Origin of the sequence: Legionella longbeachae (assembly GCF_004283175.1) — a bacterium.
GTDB classification, from domain to species: Bacteria; Pseudomonadota; Gammaproteobacteria; order Legionellales; family Legionellaceae; genus Legionella; species Legionella longbeachae.
On record NZ_RXNW01000001.1, the window covers coordinates 374,150 to 392,695 of the forward strand.

Sequence of the window (18,546 nt, forward strand, 5' to 3'; positions counted from 1 at the left end):
CCGTTGACTATTAGAAATAACGCGAGTAAATGCTTGAGTAAGTACCATCTTTTGCCATAGCATCCAATGCACTATTGATTCTAGCGAGAAGAGCCTCTTGATTGGGGTTAGCTATAATGCCATAACCCATACCGAATGGTATCGGTTTGCCAACCAGCTTAAAATTGTCTGGGTTAGTGTGTACCCAATAGGATGCACCAATAAAATCAAACATAATTAAATCAATATCATGATCGGCTAAATCTCTTAACATATTTTGCTGATTATTATAGCTGATCACTTTTATGTTATCATACTTTTGCTCAAGAATGGATTTGAACACTGTTCCAGCTTCAATACCGATGCGTTTTCCTGTATTGATGTTAGTGATATCTATATTAGAATCAATAGTTGTTAATAATTGGGCTTGAGTTTGTAAATAAGGGAGGCTAAATGAATAATATGCAAGTCGTTCTTGAGTAATAAAAAAACCATCTATACCTAAATCAATTTTTCCTGTTGCTACTGCTTTCATAATTTCTTCAAAGGTCATAGGCTCATAGACACACGTAGCTTTAATTCGATGACAAATTTCATTGAGGAGATCAATTTCAAATCCTGTAAATACATTATTTTTAGTTGCGCGCATTTCCATGGGGGGGTTGAATGTTGATGTCCCAATAATGAGTTTGTCTGCAAATAGGCTTGTGCTCATTAGAGTATATAGAAGCAAAGTTATTAGTATCTTCATAAAAGAACCCCCTTGTATTTTATCTTGAAAAGGTCGCTCCTCTTAAATTTTCCTTGATTTCTATCAAATAAAATTAACTCATTAACAGAGAAGTATCACATCATCCTTTTCTTATGATCAGTTTATGCCACGAGAAATGATACTGCAAATATCATAGGGTATTTGCAATCATATCATCATGACCTAGCCAAATTATACTGAATAACTTAAAGAAGATACTTGATGATTTTCTTCGTATATTCGATTAGTTTTGTTAGCAAGCATGTTTTGTAGTGGTATATTTTTAGGAATGAGTTCTTCTTCATGGGTTAAACGTGCTTCATATTTTAAGAGCTCACTGATTTTGAAAAAGCGTTGTGTTTGATAAAGCGATTTTTGGTGTTCCGTATTTTCTAATGCTCTGATAGTGGGCTCTGTAGTTTGTAACTCTTGTTGTATCTTTGCAATTTGTTGTTTACATTCCTCTTGAATTGAGGACATCAGTTCATGTTTTGTTTGCTGTAAGTGAATTTTTATAAACCCCCTTCTTTTCTCATCAAGCAATTGATTATGTTTTCGTAATTCCTCGATACACTCAATTTCTTCATTTTGAGTGGCTTGTATGAGCTGGTCATATTTTGCGATTAATTGATTAAAGTAAATAATTTTTCCTTGATGATAAACAACTTGACTCATTAATGAGGCACTTTCTATATAGCCGCAATCAGGCTGTTGTCTACGTTCTTGCGCTGCTTTAATTCTACTTCCTGTTTCAAATATTTCGTTTTCTTGTTTGTGGATTAACTCCTCAATATTGTGTATTTTACTGCGAATATCTTCAATATTCTTGCTAATTCTTGATTGCTCATTAATCAAAGCAATAAAAAATTCATCCAGGTTGGTATTTAGCATCAATTTTAGTTGACCAAGATCGACTGGGTTTTTGGTCCAATCCCATTGGCTCATTTCATCAGTCTGGGTGAGTCTTTTTTGAATGAATTCTGGAAGTTCTGATCGATCAATATTGCTGCTATTCCAATCTTCAGCTTCAAGTGCTTTTAATCTAAGTAACTTCTCAAATTCTGCACGTTTTCGCATAGGAAGAACTTCAATTGCACGTTTATCAGATAAGTTAAGAAGCTCTTCTTTATTTTCTTCAAGTATTATCTGTAGTTTTTTGAGTTCATTGCGTTCATTTTCTATTCGGGATAAGAAGGCTGATTGATATCCGGTAAACCCTCCTTTTAATGGTGCATCTGCCACTTGTATTTCTATATAGGACTGAATTCCATCAGTACCATTTTGAATGCGAATTTGCTCAGGATTGACATGCAATAAATGCGCAAATTGAGTCTTTTTTTGGACAAATAAATTGGTCAGAGAGTCTTGGTGTAATCCATCAGTTTTATTTAATTCATTAATTGAAACAAGAAGATTCTTTTTCAATGCTTTAAGTTGATTTGAATAAGGCTTGTATGCTTCATAAGTACTAAACCGTTCTGTGGCTTCATAGAGTTCTTGTACTATATGGCATGGATTATTCTGACTTTGATAACTTATTTTAAGTAATGTTTCTTTTAGATGATTCCAAATGGGATCATAAGTTTCGAAGAAGTATGGTGATGTACTTGCCAAATAATGACGAAATGTGCTGATGTGGTGTTCAGAAATCACTTTATCATGACAGTTTTTGCGGAATTCAAGATCACAATGTAGTGGATGAGTTAATGAGTCTATTGCATTCAAGGCATCATTAATCACATTGCGAGGGGACGAGTGGCCTACTGAAAAGAGGTACTTATTTTTTAGAGTTGCGTGCTGTTTCTTAAGCTCAATATAGAGAGCCTGAATTTTATCTTTGTCCTGGCATGAGGCTCTTACATTCTCGGCTAGCTCATAAAGAGTCGAGGCAGCTTCCTTGGCTACAGTACGTTCAAATAAGGCATGAAACGGTTCGGGCTGTTCTTTTACCCAGTTGAATTCCGCACAAAGACGTTGAGCCAGTTGTTTCATTATTTCTTCGTTATAATTTATTTGGAGATTTTTTAAATGCATATCTGTAGGTAAACCTGAATTTTGATATAAAGTGCAAAAATTAAGGACCAATCCTTGAATTTTAAATTGTTCAACTAATGGAAACTGACAGGTTGCTTTGCAGTGATGGAGCATTAATGACTTCATTTGAAGCAGCAAATCTTGTACTTTATTGCGATCCGCTTTCATCAATTTCTTTTGATAGAACTGGATAATGCTTTCAGTCAGTTCTTCCTTTTCCTCGTTGTATAAAAATTTGTTTTTTTTCTCAATTACTTTATTAATCATATTGGTGATTATTTCAGGTATAAATGAGGCGTTTTGTGAGTAAGTTGGGAAAAATTTTTCTATTGCTTCGGGACAAACAGCGCAGAACTCTCCAATCAGTCTGGGTAGGATCTGTTTGCTTTGAGCAAGCACCAAGTCTGTTTTCACTTGGCCAATCGGTTTCGTGTAATCAAGCACGGCTCCAGCTTTATCAGCAATAATTGTTTCCAGATTTTGTTGTATTAATGCCTTGCTTGCTTCTGTAAATGGTTTGGATTTTTGCAGTAATTGAGTTTGTAAATTCAATTCTTGAGCGAAGTCTAATTGTTTTAAATATTTTAGTCTTAGACTTTGTTCGTTAGTCATATGTGTTGCTTTTTCTGCTTTAGCCGCCCATTTTTCTTCGCGAGCAGTTTCCCAAAGTTTACATGCAATGTTTTTAAATTGGTTAATGCTTGTAGCGAGAGTACTCTCGGAGGTACTCGTTTCCTGAGAACGGGTTAGCTCCCCTAAAAGTGCTTCACGCCACTGATAAAATTCAAATTGTATCCTAGGGTCGTCTGGGTAAAGTTCAAATAATAATCCTTCCCAGGCTTCAATTTGTTGCATCAATATATGTTGTGCTTCATCAATTGCCTGCGTGTATAGACCATCGATAGTCGCTTGTGATTTGATTTTATTTCTTAGTAGTTCAACAGCACGTTCATTAATGCGTTGGCGTCTCCAGGGAAAAACATAATAAAAAAATTGGGTTAATAAATCTTTTGGTGGTTTAACTTGGTATATAGGCAGCCATTCGCCTGGCTTACCATTTCGTGCGGCACGTCCAGCAATTTGAGTGGTCATTCTTTCGGTATCGGGATAGGTTTGAATGACAAATAAGCCTTTAGGATGATCTCCTGTATTTATATCGATCCCTTTTGCAAGCATCGCAGTACCCACTGTAATGGTATTGACTTGTCCTGCTTGTTTAATGATGCGATCCAGTTCACTAGTATTTTCTTTTCCGGTGATAATTTGAATTTTAAAGCCTTGATCTTTATAGGCTTTTAAACTGGTACCAAGTGCTTGCGCCTCATCAAAGTCCTCACTAATAACAAGAATAGGTTGTGTTTGAGTGAGGCTCCAATTTTCAATAGCGCTTTTAGTTTGCGTAATTAATGCTTCACGCTCCGCATAAGTTTGAATTTCAGTATCAGGATTGATTTCCATTGTTGGTTTAGTAATAGGACATTTAATTTTGTCCAGAGTTTTATGCATCGCTTGAATGGTTTCTTCACGATTTAAAGTAAAAACAGGTTTATGATTGATACGTCTATCACCAGCGTAGGGGGCAACACTAATTGCTTGTGTACCGATTGCGGTAGCCAGGCTTTCTAATTCACGTTTATCCCCTGGTGTTGCAGAAATACCAAGTAGGCGCCCATTCGTATTTTGGTAAAATTTGATTAAACCTCGGGCAGATTGGTTGGCTAGTACTGAAGGAACTGGATCAATAACAAAATATTGAGCCTGCTCTTTTCTTTCAGCTTTCAAACGAGCTTGTAATGCTTGCTGTACTGCTTCTGTGAAAATAGAGCCTGCTTTAGGAGTACTACGTACTAGGGGTACACAAATAATTTTTTTTGTTGCTTCGTGTCCTGAATCATCTTTTTCTTTAAGGGGTTGAATAATATAATGTTTGTTTTCTACAAGGGTTGCTGCAATACAACTTGCATGAATCCATTGTTTTAGGTGAGTATTGCTTGAGGCCATCAAATAATTTTGCTTTTCGACACTACCCCTAAATTGTTCATTGATTTCCTTATTTAAAAATAAACGAAACTGTTCCAAATCTTCTTCTTCATCCCAAACCTTGCCTTGTGCTGGATCGGTATTGCGAAATGTAGCTAGATTGATAAATTGATAGGCAAGAGGATAAATCCATTCCGCAGGATTGTTATCTAAGTTTTCATTTTCTGCAACTAATTTATATAGGGTTACTTGGTCTAAAAGGGCATCATCACATTCATCGAGAACAACGTGGATCGGCCCATTTGTTTCAAGAAATTTTTCCTTTTTAGATTCTTTTGTAGACAAGCGGAAAAAAGCCATATCTTCAACTGTAGAACAGTTGATTCCATTATGTTTATAAATTTCAGGGGGGCTGTCACGTTGAATAAGTGCTGTGTCAATTTCTAAAAATTTGAAAAATGGTTCGCAATTATTTTCGAAATCACGAATTAACAGTTGTGGGTTAGCTGTGCACTGATCAACGGTTCCACCTTGGATCCATTGTAGGACTGAGAGCATGGGGGTATTGATGCTTTTTCCTTCCCCAGTTTTAATACGCATTAATAAATTGGAGGATGGATCATTTAGAGCAAGTAAAAGAATAAGCATTTGTGTTGTGTTTGGGAACAATCCTGTGGTGCGAAAATAAATTTCTCTAAGATAGGCTAAAAGTTCTAAATAGGTGATTTCGACTTGCTCAGGATCAATTGATTTTGAACGTAGCTGTGTAAGTAATGTTTTTGCTCGCTCTTTTAAATCCTGTCGTGAACTTACAGTTAATTTTTTTAGAGTTTTAAAATCATTAGGATTTAATGGATCGGTATAGCCTAAAGTTTCGATAAAAGTTAATTGCTTTGCAAGTTTCAATTGCATTGATTGAGGTAAATCTATTTCATGAAGTAAATCGTGCAAGCTTATTAACGCTTCTTTTACCCTATCAGTTGCAAATTGTTTGCTTAGATCTCTTTGTTCTCCTGTTTTGGCAAAGGGATTCGTATCAAAGCTCAAACAATAGGCGCGAAGTTTCTCCGAGTCATGGGCAAGTAATGCAGAATTTAAGCTTTGAGTATTAGGGTAGGGTGGGGTTGCAAATAATTTTAAGACTTGATCAATATCTTCTGACGAGCGTCGTCCTAAACCTTTAGTGACTTCCAGTAGAGCGAATAAGTTGACTGTATAGTCTTTTTTGCTTTGGGCAAGACCGGTTAAAATTGTTGCAATTTTTGCTCTATTTTCTGCGTTGATTTGAGTAAATTGTTGGAGAATAAGGGGATAGGCATTGAGATCTTGCTCGCGATTTTCTGGTGAAAATCGGTCTAATAAAGCAATACAAAGTTCTGCTGGACCTTGCTTATGAGTTAGGAATAATTGAGTTTGCTGTACTAGACTCTGTACGAGCTCTGGAGCAGTTGCTCCTGAAAGCTCTGTCAAAATATGAATTATTTTTTTTATAATTAAAGACTTAATGTGCTCCGGAAGATTCGATTTTTTTAATTCATTTAATGCAGCTAAAGGGAAAGGGCTGGTGCTTTTTAAATTATGAGCCATGCTCATTTTAAAGAACATAACTTGAGCTTCATGATCGAGATCATTTAACTCGAAGAGCTCAACTAAACCATGAATTCCTCGTTCAATGGCCGCACTGTCTGCATCAGGATTTTCTTCTAGAGCTTGTGTTGTTAATTTTAAATAGAGATCTAGATTTTCGATCTCTTCTTGAATTAACTTAGTAATCAAAATTTGTTTTTGAGTATAATTTAAGCGGCTTAAAGCCCCTGTATTTAACTGCTTATAGATTTTATTGAATTGCTCAGGTAACCGTTCATGAATATCAATAAGCAAATTGAGATAATTGGCAATGGATTCAATTTTGTTTTTATATTCTTGTAAGGATTGATCAGAGGGTGCATTTTCTACAAGCAAGGTTGCTTCATTAAGAATACTGTTTTCAAACTCGGGATCTTGGGTATTGAGTTGTTGAAGTGTTTTCTTTAATGCGGGTAATACTTTCTTCTGAATAAGTTCTTCTTTAAAAAAGAATGTTAAGGAGTGTGTATCATTAAATGCAGCCATCCAAGAAAGACTGGTATTTATATCTAAATCTTTAACTAGAAGTTTATTTTGTGGATTACCAAAAAATGCATTCATTTCAGAAATAAACAACCCGTGCAATTGACTTAAGATAGTTGCAAATGCTGAGCCTGTAGTATTGTCATTTGCACTTCTTTTTCCGGTAAGCAAGAAACTTAAAATATATTCCCCTTTCGTTTTTCCAAGAATACCTACTCCGTACATTCCATTGAGTAATATAGGTTTTTTTTCTTCAAAAAAACGTAATTTTTCAATAACATCTGGAAACTTGGGGGTTGGGCTTTGTAATAAAATAACTAAATCATTTACTGCATCAAAAAGTGGTATTAATTCTTGATTCAGTTGCTCCCTTAATTGTTGAGGTACAATAAAACTTTGTAGATTTTTTTGTAATACCGCTTTGAGGGAGTCGATTTTAAATGCAGCGCTTCGTTTTTTTATTGCATCAACTAATGCATCGACAATCAGGTCATCAAGCTTGGAAATATCGCCATTGCCTAGCACACAACCTGGCAAAAGATTTTTTTCAATAATGTATTCTTTTATCCACTCTTCTTGTTTCTCAACAGTTTTAATTTCAATTGGAATAGAGTTTGGCGAGTTTGCCAGTGTTTCCAGGAGTGTTTGAATTTGTTCAATTTTGGGCAGTGATTGTGATTTAGAGATATTTATTTGACTTAAAACACTCGAAACGATTTCTCTAAAGGCTTCACCTTTTTGGGTATCTAAATTTTGTAGTGCTAATAAAAAATTATTAATGTTAGGCTGGGTTAAAACGGGTTCATTAAGTTTTGCTAATAGTTTGATAAGATCAGCGGATAAAATCTGGCGATTCTCTTGTAGTATTGTTGTGAAAGAGTTTATAACAGAAATAGGATGCAGGCTGTCCTCGGGTGATGGTGCAGTTTTTTGAATGCGTTCTTGTAGAATGTTAAATAGCTCAAATCCTTCATTCTCTAAACAAGAGATAATTGGTTCAATCAGATCATCTTTAAAATTTTTATTGGGAAATGCGTCTTTAATTTCAATGCATAATTTTAATAAAAAATCGATTTGAGCTAAAGAAGGAACGGGTTTTAATTTAAAACAGCGAGAAAATGCCTGTAATAAATCGTTTCGCGGATTTTGATGTAATTGTTGTAATGAGTGAATACAGCTTGTTATGTTTTTTTTCCATTGTTCGATGTTATGAGTTGTTTTGTTGGCAAAAGTGCAGGTTAAGATAAAAATTAATTGCTTTCTTTGCAATGGTGTCCAGGAGTTGAGTTTTTCAATCTCATGGAGTTGGGTTTGAATATCGGACAGTCTGATTTCTTTTTTCCAATTTTGTCCCATATATCTAAATAACCATGGTGTGAGTTCACAATGTTCATTTTCGATTTGCTGGTAAATGAGTTCTGGATCACTAATCGTATCTTCAGGACTGTCTAGTTTCATGCAAGAAGCTACTTGCTTAAAGTGTTGAGGGGCAGATTTTTGGGTCATCGCATAGTGTACGCCCATTGGCCCCCAATTAAGTTGAGTTAAAGAAAGACACTGTTCTTGTGGGTTTTCTGCATGTTCTATAACATCTAATACTCGATTTAATGTAATAAGAAGATGTCCTTTATGTTCAATCGGGCATGGTTTAGGAAGGGTTAAATTTTTTTCTACGATTTTAGGGAGAAATACTTGAGTATAAGCCTCAAAAAAAGTGTTAAAGTCAAAACTACATTTATCATAGTTCAGATGGGCATTGGCTAAACCATTCCACCATTCTTTTTGTTCCGCAGGAAGATGGACTAATTTTTGAAGATTTTTAATGCCCCGGGTGGTCAAAAGTGAGTTTTCTACTTCTGGATTCTCGAGAAACTCGAGACTAATTTTTTTATTTAAGCATGAATGAAGCAACCTTACTAATAAAAGAGTATGTGCTTCACCACCCAATATAAATTGTTTGCACAAAAATGGAACTATAATTTGGATTTGTTTTTGAGAAATAATAGATTGGGTAGTGGGTTTAGTAATTTGCAGTAATGCTTTGAGTTCCTCTTCATATTTGGGGAATAAACTGATTAACGCATTTTTTTGTGCCGTTGAGTAAGAGGTGTTCATTAGTAAAGCGAGGGTGCTTTGAGATACATCGGGTAATAAACAGGTTATGAGTTCTGTAGGGGGTAAAATCAGTGGAGCTTGATTTTTAAGTGTAGGGGCTAATGGGGAGGGAAGCCTTCTTGGCGTATCTGTATAACAAAGCGCTTGTTTGTCTTTATTAAAATAAAATCCTTTGGGAAGATTATTGGGAATAACTCCATCTTTAAATGCATACGAAAATTCTTTAATTTTTAATAGAGCGGATTCCTGGAAGTGCTTGATACCCAGGGCTTTAAGCTGCTGGGTAAGTATAGGAAACTCGGGCAATTCAGCAGAAATTAGGATGGGATTTTCCGTTATTAGATGTTCTATGTGTTCTTGCCGAGTATCCTTCTGAATGCTGGGTGGTTTAGGTAACATAAAGCCTTTTTGAATTTGGATACGCGCGCGAACAGATTGCAAGTTTGTAGTCAATGCTTTTTTTAAAGGATAAATTTTAGGCCCACTCAAGGTGTTTTGGAGAATTGTCTCCGCTGTTTTATTTAATACCGTTCGACGTGCGCTTAGGGCGAGTTGATTTGAAATTTCTTCATTGCCAGGGATTTTAAAAATAAAAAGGCGTTTGCGTGGTTCGCTAATAAAATCTAATAAAGTATCAAAGTCCTTAGAAGAGACGTGTTCTGGATCAAGTTCAATTTCTACAGGGTTATAATTAACCTCAGTTTCATATGAAGAAATCAAGTTTTCCAGTTGGGATTGAAGGTATTTATTTTTTGAAGAGTGATCCACAACAAAACTCCTGTAAAATTTGGGAAAATATTCAGAAATACTTCATCTTTGTTCAGCAAATACCTGGCAAAAAAGAAAAATATCTGTTCTTTTTTCATTAAAATTGATTTCATTATAATGAAAAAATAGGAATGTACAACGAATGCCATGTAGATTAATTACTCATAAAAATCTTTTTTAAATCATTTGTTAACGAAAGTGGAGGTTTTATTAACCTTGATAGGGTGAGGGCTCTTTAAGTGTTTCTTGTAGCTCAAGCGAGCTATAAACAGCTTTATTAATATTGGCCGGAACATCGCATTAATTATTTGAAAATTTTATTTGCTCTGTAATTTTATTTGACTCCTCCAGGGTTTTAATTTCAGATTAGTTATCTTTAATCGTTTGTTGCTTTGAAAGCAAATCCATATGATTGACTATATCTTGGGCATTGTAAGCATAACGTAAACCCAAGTGGGTTTGCCGGTCTTGTTGAGAAACGTCTGAAAGAACATCTCCAATATGACAAGGTTCACCAGAACTACTTACAACTTTATCGGGTAATTCAATGGTTTGTTTGGTGAGATTTTCTAATTTTTTGGGTTCATCTAAAAATGCAACTTTGATTTGAGAAATATCGACATTTTTTTCTGCTAAATGCTTTAAAGTTTCATATATATTTTTAACGCTTGGCCTATAATGATCACTATAACAAGTAATGATCTCGATTTGACCGTTTTTAATTTTCATTTCACCCGCGCCTAATACCAATCCACCTTCAGTCATGGTGGAGTGAGCTACTTTATCTGTTTTATCTTTATGATTAAAAAGATATATATTTCCATCCGCGTTAATCGTAAAAGCGCAATATCCTTCTTTTCCATGAGACAACCTATCTGATGTATCAGCACGCGTTGTTGTTAATTCTCTATCATACCTTACAATTCGCCCCTCTCGAATTAGTGAACGATGAGGATCGCGCTCTTTAGGTGCGAGCATCTTTGTTTGTCCGTTGCTGTCTTTTGTCACACATGTCGTTAATATTTGTTACGTTGGTTCCTTGCTCTATGCAGTATTGATTTAAGTCCTTTTTAAGGGTTTCTAGCTCCTGGACAACTTCATTTTCATCCTTTTCATCAACTTCCGGACCGAAAAGCCCATCATTAAAGCTGGCTATGTATAACCTGAAATCAACAATAACATTAAGTTTTTCTGCAAGAGACTCTGCCTGTTTGTATTGAGATTTATATTCATCAATTTGATTGCCGATCTCAACGTTCATAGATTACACCAATTGATACACACATATATAATATGATAGTATAATGACCAAGATGGAGTTAAAATGAATACTTACGGCTAGATAAGGCGCCTCCACAAATAATTAAGCTTAGTAATACAGGGACTAATTCGGGGTTGGGCATTATAGAATGAATGCTATCTTATTTTTCTAAACTTATGACGAATAGGCTCGTATAATTTTGGACTATAACAATTCAATTAGTTTAATTTAATCATATAAAGTAACAGTTTTGGGGATTAAAAGTATCTTCTTTTGGAAAAATGCAAAATTTACTTGACAGAGCTTAGGTAGCTCATTAAACTGCGAACCTAATTTTGGGGTTATAGCTCAGCTGGGAGAGCGCTTGCATGGCATGCAAGAGGTCGGCGGTTCGATCCCGCCTAGCTCCACCATCAACATCTTAGATGTTGATGGAAAAAAATGTTCCAGGTCCCCATCGTCTAGAGGCCTAGGACACCGCCCTTTCACGGCGGGAACAGGGGTTCGAACCCCCTTGGGGACGCCATTTTTTTGTATAGATAAGTAGTATTAAGTAGTATATTTAGTTCCAGGTCCCCATCGTCTAGAGGCCTAGGACACCGCCCTTTCACGGCGGGAACAGGGGTTCGAACCCCCTTGGGGACGCCACCATTAAGATCGGATGCCGTTAGCTATAAAATCTCGATCAATGCTACACTTTTATCAATTCATATTTGCGCAGAGTTACAACCTTTCAAAAATTGTCCTGGTGTTAAATCCAAACAATCGTTCATGCATTCTATATGCATATTCATCAGTCATATTGGCGATATAATCACAAACAATTCTATAAGCAGCTGTTTCATCTGCAGATTCTTTAAACAAGATTCTATTTTTATTATCCAATAAACTGCCTGGATTTGAGCTGATGGCATCAAATAATCTAAGTACTACTGTTTGCCCGCCATACTCAAAAGTGCGTGCCTCTTGAGAGTCGATAACATTAGTGTAGATGCATTGTTTTAAATAATGGAGCAGTGCATCTGCTTCTGGAATTAATGCAAGATTGTATTTAAGTAGACTATTTTCAAAATTTTCGTTTGTGATAATGATCTGCGTAGAAGTGATGAAGTAGTTGACCATTTCGCCAATAGTTTGTTTTCTTGAATATAAATCTGATGAAAATAAAGAATCAATGAGATGAGTTTTTCGATGGTTTAATGAAGTATTAGCTAAAAGTAGTCTGAATTCTTGAGTATCTAGATGAGCAGGATTTATGAGTCTTAAATGGATGGCATCTTCGAGATCATGAACTCCATAAGCAATATCATCGGCGATATCCATGATGGAACAATCAAAGCTATGATAAGCGGATTTACCCATTTTTGTCCCTTGGGGAATTTGTGTTAAAGATTGAAATAACTCTTTATCGCTATTAGAAAAAGGAGAGAGTAGCCAATCAATTTCCCGCTGTTCGCAATCAAAATAAGCTTTAGGAGGCAACCAGTCGTTAATTTTGATGGTTTTATGAATGGACTCATGGACAGGGGGGTGTTGGGGTGCAACAACAGAGGACCGTTTTACTGGATATTTGAGTATACCAAGAAGTGTACGCCGGGTTAAATCAAGGCCATAAGTCCCATAGCTATTTTCAACTTTAGTAAGTAGCCTTAATGTTTGTCCATTTGCTTCAAAACCACCATAATTGCGCATCATATAATTCAGTGCTACTTCACCTCCATGACCAAATGGTGGATGGCCAATATCATGAAGTAAACATATAACGGAGATAAGATCATCATTAGGTAATAAACCAGAAAGCATTGAATGCTTTTCTCGAGTTATTAAAAGATTATGTACAATACTACGGCCTATTGAATCTACTTCTAAAGAGTGTGTGAGACGAGTACGATGGAAATCTCCTTCATCAGTTCCTAAAATCTGTGTTTTTCTTTGTAATCTTCTAAACGCGGGACAATGGATGACTCGTGTACGATCCCGTTCGTAGGGATCCCTATGATCTTGGGAGCCTCTTTGATTGGTTTGTCCTGAGCGCCTGTGTGTCCACATAAGTTATTGCCCTAATAAAATCAATTACTGTAAGACATTATTTGTTCTTTAACAACACAAAATCCTAAAGTTTTTTCTAACTTTGTAGATATAGTAATTAAATAATATTTGTAAATATTCATCGGTTGAATACAAGGTTTGAGCAATGTAACGCATAAGAAGAATTATAAATTAGGGGAGTGATCATGAATGATACATTTAAATTTACGCTTATAGGGATTTGTGCTTTTGGTATGTCTTCTTGTTCTATGATGGATAGGAGTGAATATCCTAATTACCCGACGTATATTTATGATCCGTCACAACCATATACATTAAATAATTATAATACGATTAATTATGATTATAGTTATCGGCAAAAGCAAGAAGTTGTGGTTCCTGATTCGTATCATGTAGGAGAACTTCATTCCCCGGTATCATTTAAGGATAGGGATCAAACTTGGGTCAATAGCCAGAATCCTCAAGGTTATACGATTGAACTGGCTGAAGGAGAAAAGGCATCTCAAGTAGCACAAGTCCTCTATAAAGCTCCAAAAAATGATCGTATGGCTCAAGTAAAATATGACCGTGATGGTAAAACTCACTATAAAGGAGTATATGGTACTTATACAAGTGCCGAAGAGGCTCAAAAGGCACTTAATGCATTGCCACCGGAAATTAAAAATGGAGCTTCGGTGATTAATTGGAATAGCGTACAACAATAAATATGGTTGGATTGAATTGTATTCAATAAGGGGTAAAAATGCTCTACCATACTTATGTTTTTTTAATTATATGTCTCGTTTCTGGTTTTATTGCATATAAAGAAACAAACCCTACATCTTTATTGATTGCAAGGGTTATTTTCTCAGTGTCTTTAATTGCGCTTTTAGCGCATGCGCCACACCCTGAAAATTTTTAAAAAAATTGCACTTTTAATACAATTATGTCGTTTTTTCTGTAGCACTAATGAGGATCATTAAACGAGTTATGCCTGGTGTTTTTGTGCGATCCGCCTCAAACTGCTTTACTGTGATAGCATATCCTTGATTAATTTTTTCTAACCAAGCAATAAACAAGTTAAATGCAACCGCATCAAAAGTGAGTTGAATATCACCGGAGCCTGTTTGTTGCAACTGATAAGGAAATTTCAAGGTAGGATCATTTTTAAGTTGAGTTGCTAATGCAGTTAATAATTGACTGTTACTCACTACTTGTTTCGTTTGTGTTGTACGACCTTGTTGCTTTATTTTTTTCATCCACTGTAAGGTGTTGATTTTATCAACTAATTGTGTCGATTTTTGGTTTACACGATTATTTAATGGGGTATATAAAAAAAGATAGTATATGTAAAGAATAAGACAAAGTCCCGTTCCAATGAGCATCCATTTTTCTCTTTCATTAAGAGTACTTAAATAAGATTTCATGATAACTCCAAAGTTGCAACAACTTGTTGCTCATGGGTAGAAGCTTGGGTTTGTTTTACCTTTAATTGAAGTTTTTTTAATTCATTCTCTAACTCCTCCAGGCTGGCAAAGTCCGTACTTATTAGAGTCACTGATAAAGTTTTATTTTGAAATCGTAATTGCTCTAAAGTAATTCGATCATTTTTCATTACTTTGGCAAATTGATTGAGCAAAAACCAAAAACGATTTTGATCTTCCGCATTGTTATTTTTTAACAATTGTGTAATACGGAATTTAGGACTGATAATCTGTTTTGCATCAGGAAAAAATTCATGATAGATCACGGCGATCTGATCATCAATTTTTTGAGTTTGCTTATTTAATGAATGTAATTGAATAGCATTCACTGATAAAAGCGATATTAACCAAAGGCAAAAGAGTGCAGCGGTAAGTAGATATTTCTTCTTCAGTAAATCTGTTTTATCTCCATGCTGCATTTCACCTTGACAGAGATTCATTAATTTAGCTTTTAAGAGTCTTTGTGCAATCCAGACAGATGAATCCTCCTGTTTTTGAGGAAGGCTGGAGTAAGCAGAGGGGCTATCTGTAAAAAGCAGGGGCTGTTGATCAGGATGATTTTTAAGATAGATGTCAACCAGCTCTTCTTTAAGAGCACCTTTAAATTCATCAGTATTTATAAGTAGGGTTGCCTCATTAAAGCAAAGTTCTTTGGGTTCTAAAGCAAACCAATCCAGGGTAATTCCTACAAATTCTATGTCATGCTCATGAAGCAATTGCATCAGGTAGCGAATTCTTTGCTTACTTACAACGGTAATTAAATATTGGTTATTTTGATATCTTGCTCTATCAAATGCAAAATGCAACTCATCTACCGGTTGTGCTAATTTGTCTTCTAGTGCATAAGGAATCGCGGCTCTGGCCTTGCGTTCTGGAAGCCACGACAATTCAAGATTAAATAGGCTTGCTTGTTCGCTAGTTTCAATGACTAAAGTCTTACAGTCATTTTGTAAGGTTTTAATTTCAATAAAATCACGTTTTGCAGGTGGAACAATTAATGTTCCATCTGCATTAATTTTCAGACAAAAACATCCGTTCTCATCAAGATGTTTTGTGAATAGAAAAAAGGTATCCATTCCTAAGTATAAGCTCTATGTTTTTTGTGATTCATTGCTGTCCAGTGCTGTTTTAGTTGTTGTGCCAATAAATAAACTACAAGCGCATATTGAGGGCTTGAATTGTAACGAGTAATGACAAAGAAGTTTGGATAGGCTATCCAATATTCATTTCCTTGAGCAGTAGTAAGTTCAATTAAACCGGCTCTTGAGGGATGATTATGCGCAGCTGTTACAGGCCTTACTCCATTTGCTAATAATTGTGAATAAGAATAATTCGCTGTTCTAGGATTCATATGAATGTACTTATATTGTTTTCCTCGTAATACAGCATGCTGTGCAATTCCATCATTTGATTTCCAGCCATGATGATAGAAGTAATTTGCAATACTTCCTATAGAGTCATCGTTATTTGTAACTAAGTCACGTTTACCTTTATTATTAAAATCAACAGCAAAATTACGATAGCTACTTGGCATAAATTGAGGTTGGCCTATAGCACCAGCATAAGATCCCTTGTATTGTGTTGCAGGAACTCCATGTTCACGACAAAGAAGTAAGTATTCTTTTAGCTCCTTGGTGAAATAGGGGGAGCGTTTTGGGTAGTTGAATGCCAGTGTTGCCAAGGCATCAAGAACTCGGTATTCACCTTGCTTTTCTCCGTATAAAGTTTCTACGCCTAAAATTGCAACAATAATTTCTGGAGGAACACCGTATTTTTTTTGTGCCTTTTCTAAAGCTTTTCTATTCGCTACCCAATAATTTAGTCCACTATTTAATCGGGCAGGGGTTAAGAAGATATCTCGATATACATCCCAATTTTTCTTTTCATAAGGTTTTTCCATGGACTCGATAATTTGAGGTTGAATTACCACCTGATTCATAGTAGCGGTTAGTTCCCTGGCACTAAAATGGTATTGCTTCACCATGCTTTTAATAAAAAGTTGGACATCCTTTCTTTGTGTAAATGCAGTATCTGAATAAGTTGAAAAAGAGAAAAAGAACAGTATTAGTGCAATAAACCCCAGACTATGTGCTCGTCTCATAGCATACTCTATATATTTTAAAACGAAGGAACAAATTTTATTAAAAATATGATGCATTAGCAAATACTTTCAGCCCGGGCATATTTAAGCTAAAATGCGCTATTTGCAAAAAGGTTATTACAGTTGAGTGATTTAAAGCGAATTCGTAATTTTTCAATTATTGCCCATATCGACCATGGTAAATCAACCCTGGCTGATAGATTTATTCAAATTTGTGGCGGTTTAACTGAACGTGAAATGAGTGCACAAGTTCTTGATTCTATGGACATTGAACGAGAACGGGGAATCACAATTAAAGCTCAATGTGTTTCCTTAAATTACATGGCAAAAGATGGTAAAACCTATTTATTAAATTTTATCGATACACCGGGCCATGTGGATTTTAGCTATGAGGTGTCTCGTTCACTTGCTGCTTGTGAGGGGGCAATTTTAGTTGTTGATGCTGCTCAAGGCGTTGAAGCACAGACCGTTGCGGTATGTTATACCGCAATTGATCAATCATTGTCTGTATTGCCAGTGCTTAATAAAATTGATTTACCACAAGCAGAACCAGAACGCGTTATTTCTGAAATTGAAGATATTATCGGTGTAGATGCACACGATGCAATAAGAGTAAGTGCCAAAGTTGGTTTGGGAGTAGAGGATGTGCTTGAGGCATTAGTCAAACATATTCCCCCACCCGAAGGTGATATCAATGCCCCATTACAAGCATTAATTATTGACTCATGGTTTGATAGCTATCTTGGTGTAGTTTCTTTGGTACGCATCGTTAATGGATCAATACGCAAAGGTGATAAGATGCGAGTGATGTCTACTGGTCGCTCTTATGAGGTTGATCAAGTAGGTATTTTTACTCCAAAGCGCACTAAACTTGATGCGCTCAATGCAGGGGAAGTAGGTTATGTTGTCGCTGGAATAAAAGAAATCCAAGGGGCTCCAGTTGGTGATACATTGACTTTAGAAAAAAATCCTGCAGAAAAAGAGCTGCCTGGATTTCAACGAGTTAAACCTCAAGTTTATGCTGGCTTATTTCCTATCAGTGCTGATGATTTTGAGGCTTTTCGGGAGGCTTTAGCTAAATTAAGTTTAAATGATGCTTCATTATTTTACGAGCCTGAGTCATCAGAAGCATTAGGTTTTGGTTTCCGTTGTGGTTTCTTAGGGATGCTGCATATGGAAATTGTGCAGGAACGTCTGGAAAGAGAATATAATTTAGACTTAATTTCTACAGCACCCACGGTAGTTTATCAAATAGTGACGCAAAAAGGGGAAACGTTACTTATTGATAATCCATCCCTTCTTCCACCAATTCCACAGATTAAAGAAATGTATGAGCCTATAGTCAGAGCTAATATATTGGTACCTCAAGACTATCTTGGTTCTATTATCAACCTGTGTATTGAACGGCGTGGTGTACAGGTAAATATGACTTACAGTGGTCGGCAGGTTTCCGTAACGTATGATATTCCTATGAGTGAAGTGGTTTCAGATTTCTTTGACCGTTTAAAATCTGTTAGCCGTGGATACGCTTCATTAGATTATAATTTTCTGCGCTTTCAGGAAGCAGATTTAGTAAAAATGGATATTTTGATCAACAGTGAACGTGTTGATGCTCTTTCTGTCATTGTTCATCGCTCTTCGGCACATAGCCGTGGTAAATTAATTGCAGAAAAAATGCGTGATTTGATTCCACGACAAATGTTTGATGTAGCAATTCAAGCAGCATTGGGAAGTCATATTATTGCTCGACAAACAGTTAAAGCTTTACGTAAAAATGTTACTGCAAAATGCTATGGTGGTGATGTGACACGTAAACGAAAATTATTGGAGAAGCAAAAAGCGGGCAAAAAGCGTATGAAACAAGTAGGTCATGTGGAAATACCTCAAGAAGCATTTATGGCTGTTTTTCAAACAGATAAAAAGAAATAGGCGTACA

At 35.8% G+C, this 18,546-nt stretch carries 10 protein-coding genes and 3 tRNA genes; 5 read left to right on the forward strand and 8 right to left on the reverse strand.

Annotation, left to right across the window (positions count from 1 at the left end):
- Window positions 1-10 precede the first annotated feature (10 nt).
- The 4 genes from EKG34_RS01505 to EKG34_RS01520 all read right to left on the reverse strand — a co-directional run bounded on the left by EKG34_RS01505 (window position 11) and on the right by EKG34_RS01520 (window position 10,997).
- Window positions 11-730: a transporter substrate-binding domain-containing protein gene (locus EKG34_RS01505; protein ID WP_003632012.1), complete on the reverse strand. Its 720-nt coding sequence runs from the start codon at window positions 728-730 to the stop codon at window positions 11-13.
- Between the two features lie 192 nt (window positions 731-922).
- On the reverse strand, window positions 923-9,736 hold the full coding sequence (locus EKG34_RS01510; RefSeq protein WP_012979021.1) for a preprotein translocase subunit SecA: 8,814 nt from the start codon (window positions 9,734-9,736) through the stop codon (window positions 923-925).
- A 366-nt stretch (window positions 9,737-10,102) separates the two neighbouring features.
- Window positions 10,103-10,714 carry a hypothetical protein gene (locus EKG34_RS01515; protein ID WP_003632006.1) on the reverse strand — a complete coding sequence of 204 codons (612 nt, stop codon included), beginning with the start codon at window positions 10,712-10,714 and terminating at the stop codon, window positions 10,103-10,105.
- Window positions 10,701-10,997, reverse strand: a complete 297-nt coding sequence (locus tag EKG34_RS01520; protein WP_003632004.1) for a hypothetical protein — start codon at window positions 10,995-10,997, stop codon at window positions 10,701-10,703. The genes EKG34_RS01515 and EKG34_RS01520 overlap by 14 nt, the downstream gene beginning before the upstream one ends.
- A gap of 337 nt (window positions 10,998-11,334) precedes the next feature.
- Between EKG34_RS01520 and EKG34_RS01525 the strand changes: the two genes are divergently transcribed.
- The 3 genes from EKG34_RS01525 (at window position 11,335) to EKG34_RS01535 (ending at window position 11,645) form a co-directional block, all read left to right on the forward strand.
- Window positions 11,335-11,410 (forward strand) — tRNA-Ala (locus EKG34_RS01525).
- Window positions 11,411-11,447: 37 nt separating this feature from the next.
- Window positions 11,448-11,523, forward strand: a tRNA-Glu gene (locus tag EKG34_RS01530).
- Window positions 11,524-11,569: 46 nt separating this feature from the next.
- Window positions 11,570-11,645 (forward strand) — tRNA-Glu (locus EKG34_RS01535).
- 75 nt (window positions 11,646-11,720) lie between these two features.
- Here EKG34_RS01535 and EKG34_RS01540 read toward each other — a convergent pair.
- The gene (locus EKG34_RS01540) at window positions 11,721-13,046 is read right to left on the reverse strand and encodes an anti-phage deoxyguanosine triphosphatase (protein ID WP_003632002.1); all 1,326 of its coding nucleotides are present in this window, start codon (window positions 13,044-13,046) and stop codon (window positions 11,721-11,723) included.
- A 185-nt stretch (window positions 13,047-13,231) separates the two neighbouring features.
- Between EKG34_RS01540 and EKG34_RS01545 the strand changes: the two genes are divergently transcribed.
- Window positions 13,232-13,750 carry an SPOR domain-containing protein gene (locus tag EKG34_RS01545; RefSeq protein ID WP_003632000.1) on the forward strand — a complete coding sequence of 173 codons (519 nt, stop codon included), beginning with the start codon at window positions 13,232-13,234 and terminating at the stop codon, window positions 13,748-13,750.
- Between the two features lie 219 nt (window positions 13,751-13,969).
- Here the strand turns inward: EKG34_RS01545 and lspM are convergent, their stop codons facing one another.
- Genes lspM through mltB form a run of 3 tightly spaced genes read right to left on the reverse strand, consistent with a single transcriptional unit; the run spans window position 13,970 to window position 16,610 of the window.
- Window positions 13,970-14,452 carry a GspM family type II secretion system protein LspM gene (gene lspM, locus EKG34_RS01550; RefSeq protein WP_003631998.1) on the reverse strand — a complete coding sequence of 161 codons (483 nt, stop codon included), beginning with the start codon at window positions 14,450-14,452 and terminating at the stop codon, window positions 13,970-13,972.
- On the reverse strand, window positions 14,449-15,585 hold the full coding sequence (gspL, locus tag EKG34_RS01555; protein WP_003631997.1) for a type II secretion system protein GspL: 1,137 nt from the start codon (window positions 15,583-15,585) through the stop codon (window positions 14,449-14,451). The genes lspM and gspL overlap by 4 nt, the downstream gene beginning before the upstream one ends.
- A gap of 2 nt (window positions 15,586-15,587) precedes the next feature.
- Window positions 15,588-16,610: a lytic murein transglycosylase B gene (mltB, locus tag EKG34_RS01560; RefSeq protein ID WP_003631996.1), complete on the reverse strand. Its 1,023-nt coding sequence runs from the start codon at window positions 16,608-16,610 to the stop codon at window positions 15,588-15,590.
- Window positions 16,611-16,733: 123 nt separating this feature from the next.
- Between mltB and lepA the strand changes: the two genes are divergently transcribed.
- Complete coding sequence (gene lepA, locus EKG34_RS01565) at window positions 16,734-18,539, forward strand: translation elongation factor 4 (protein ID WP_003631995.1); 1,806 nt, start codon at window positions 16,734-16,736, stop codon at window positions 18,537-18,539.
- The last annotated feature ends 7 nt before the right edge of the window (window positions 18,540-18,546 follow it).

Excerpts from the sequence above, each read along its gene's own strand:
- EKG34_RS01520 (WP_003632004.1), bottom strand. The coding sequence starts at position 10,997 with ATGAACGTTGAGATCGGCAATCAAATTGATGAATATAAATCTCAATAC.
- EKG34_RS01515 (WP_003632006.1), bottom strand. The coding sequence starts at position 10,714 with ATGCTCGCACCTAAAGAGCGCGATCCTCATCGTTCACTAATTCGAGAG.
- lspM (WP_003631998.1), bottom strand. The coding sequence starts at position 14,452 with ATGAAATCTTATTTAAGTACTCTTAATGAAAGAGAAAAATGGATGCTC.
- EKG34_RS01545 (WP_003632000.1), top strand. The coding sequence starts at position 13,232 with ATGAATGATACATTTAAATTTACGCTTATAGGGATTTGTGCTTTTGGT.
- mltB (WP_003631996.1), bottom strand. The coding sequence starts at position 16,610 with ATGAGACGAGCACATAGTCTGGGGTTTATTGCACTAATACTGTTCTTT.
- EKG34_RS01505 (WP_003632012.1), bottom strand. The coding sequence starts at position 730 with ATGAAGATACTAATAACTTTGCTTCTATATACTCTAATGAGCACAAGC.
- gspL (WP_003631997.1), bottom strand. The coding sequence starts at position 15,585 with ATGGATACCTTTTTTCTATTCACAAAACATCTTGATGAGAACGGATGT.
- EKG34_RS01540 (WP_003632002.1), bottom strand. The coding sequence starts at position 13,046 with ATGTGGACACACAGGCGCTCAGGACAAACCAATCAAAGAGGCTCCCAA.